This window comes from Streptomyces sp. NPDC050388, assembly GCF_040655635.1.
Lineage (GTDB): Bacteria > Actinomycetota > Actinomycetes > Streptomycetales > Streptomycetaceae > Streptomyces.
On the sequence record NZ_JBFAKH010000229.1, the window covers coordinates 1 to 2699 of the forward strand.

Below are 2699 nucleotides of genomic sequence, written 5' to 3' on the forward strand. Positions count from 1 at the left end.
GTCGACCAGAGCCGGGTCCTGGAGGCCGAGCTGTACACGCGCGCCCGCGAGCTGCAGGAGCCGTCGGCGTCGTCGTGGCCACGGGCGCCGTGCCCCCGGCCGCTTCTTCCCAAACAGCACGCCCCTCGCCCACCTCCAACGGCATACGATCCGCCGTCCTCCTCACCGCCACACCCCCGCGCTGACACCGCTAGGCAACAGTGAACGCACCAGCCCACACGGAAACGGAACCGAAGCCACAATCACAGTGCCTACGATCACGTCCTCGCGGACATGCACGGGACGCCAAATGCCAGTTCAGCAACGCTTCACACACCATCTCAGTCGGTAAAACGGACGAGGCGCACATGACGGCCGGGGACATGGGCCGGCCCTGGGCGGCAATCCACGACAACACCCGCATCCCCATCGACTTCCGGCTCTACCTGACCGCCACCCCGCGCATCCTCGCCGCGCCCCGTCCGCAGCGCGGCCGGGACGGACGGGAGCTGGTGATCGCGTCGATGGAGGACGACAGCGCCACCTACGGCACCAGGATTTTCGACCTCGGGCTGGCGGAGGCGGTAGAACGCTCGATCCTCGCGGGCTTCGAGATCGATGTACTGGAGATCCGTGACCTCGACCCGACCCTGGGGCTGTCGGAGGACGCGCTGCGCGGCCGGCGCCTGGCGCTGCTCCAGGCCGCGCTCCTTGAGCACGCGGCGCAGATGAACCTGCACACCGTCATGACCTTCCACCAAAGGGTCGAGGAAGCCTGGGCGTTCGCCGAGCAGATGCCGTCAACCGCCGCGGAGCTGTACGCCGCCCAAGCCTCAGACGCCGCCCTGGCCGATGCGGAGGAACTGCCCGCCTCCTCCATCGGCGCCGAGCTGTACGAGCTCGAGGACGGCCGCCACGTACCCCCGGACCGGGTCTGGGCCGACTGGCTGTGCGGCGACCACCCCATCGCCCACCGGCGCGAGGTGATCCACCGGTTCGCCAACGGCAGCAACGCCGAGAACCGGCGCGTACACCGGGCGTTCCTCGCCTCGGTACGGGCCTTGGGCGTCGGTGTCGACATCACCGGCCTGCGCGGTGTGGAAGCGGTGTGCATCGTCGGCTCACGCAGCTCACAGGTCGACATCGTCCAGAACATCGGGCGGGCGCTGCGCCCGAATCCGGACGGCACAGTGAAGACGGCGCGGATCATCATCCCGATCTTCCTGCAGCCTGGGGAGGACCCGAAGGACATGGTCGCCTCGGCCAGCTACCAGCCTCTGGTCGACATCCTCCAGGCGCTGCGCTCGCACTCGGAGCGCATGGTCGACCAGCTCGCTTCCCGCGCCCTGACCCGCGGCACCGAGCGCCGACGCCTCCACGTCCGCCCCGCCCCCGCAGCGGGAACCGACGGCGGTGACGGTGAGGAGACGAGCGAGGCGCAGCAGGAGGTCGACCGGGTCACCTCTATCATGATCAAATTCGCCCACCCCCGCGACGCCGCCGACATCGCAGCCCTGACCCGCTGCCGCATCATCCGCCCCCAGTCCCTGGTCTGGCTCGAGGGCTACCAGGCCCTGCTCCGCTGGCGAGCGGAGAACGAAATCACCGGCCTGTACGCCGTCCCCTACGACGTTGAGGTCGAGGTCGGCGTGACGAAGGACTTCCCCCTGGGGCGGTGGGTGCACCAGCAGCGCAAGGCGCTGCGCGCCGGAGAACTCGACCCCCACCGCAAGGAGCTCCTCGACGAGGCCGGGATGGTGTGGGAGCCGAGCGAGGAGGCGTGGGAGGCCAAGCTCGCCGCGCTGCGCTCCTACCGGCGGGCCACCGGGCACCTCGCGCCCCGGCAGGACGCCGTCTGGGACGACCCCGCCGGCGGCGGACCCGTGGCCGTCGGCCAGCTAGTCGCGAACCTGCGCCGCAAGGGCGGCCTCGGCAAGGACCCCGAGCGGGCCGCCGCGCGCGCAGGGCAGCTGGCCGCGGTCGACCCGGACTGGAACTGCCCCTGGCCGCTGGACTGGCAGCGCCACTACCGCGTCCTCGCCGACCTGGCCGACACCGAAGCCGACGGCGTACTGCCCGACATCGCACCCGGCGTACTCATGGACGGCGACAACATCGGACGATGGCTCCAGCAGCAGCGCAAGCCGGGCGCCTGGGCGCAGCTGTCCGCCGAGCAGCAGGAGAGGCTGACCCAACTGGGCGTCAAGCCGCTCGAGGCGCCGCCTGCGGCACCGGTGGCTGGGCGTGCGACGAAGGGGCCCGAACAAGGCTCAGCAGGCGTTCCAGCGGGGCCTCACGGCCCTCGCGCAGTGGGTGGAGCGGGAAGGCATCCACCGGCCTGTACCGCGCGGCCACAGCGAAGAGATCACGGTCGACGGCGAGGCGGCCCCGGTGACCGTGAGACTCGGTGTGTGGGTCTCGAACACCAAATCGAGGCGAGACAAACTCAGCGCCGAACAGCTCGACGCACTCCGGGAGCTGGGCGTGGAGTGGGCATGACCGCCGTGGATGGTGGTGTCGTTCAGCGAGTCGTGTTCTCGGTGCGGATCATCCGGCGCATGCTGGTGCGGGCGGCGGTCAGGTCTTCTTCGAGGGTGGTGATGCGGGCGCGCGACGTGGCGTTCTCTGAGCTTGACTCTGTCGGGGATCTTGGAACTGGAGAGGTCAGCTGCCGAGAGTTCGCCAGGACTTGAGGCGGGGGATCGCGCGTTGATCCAGGT

The 2699-nt window shown here is 70.1% G+C and carries 1 protein-coding gene and 1 pseudogene; both read left to right on the forward strand.

Translation table 11 applies throughout. The features are described 5' to 3' along the window. Positions 1-347 precede the first annotated feature (347 nt). A pseudogene (locus tag AB0I73_RS40930) lies at positions 348-2478 on the forward strand (Helicase associated domain protein). Further along, a complete protein-coding gene (locus tag AB0I73_RS40935; protein ID WP_363045459.1) occupies positions 2475-2672 on the forward strand; it encodes a hypothetical protein in 198 nt (65 codons plus the stop codon). The pseudogene AB0I73_RS40930 and the gene AB0I73_RS40935 overlap by 4 nt, the downstream one beginning before the upstream one ends. Positions 2673-2699 lie beyond the last annotated feature (27 nt).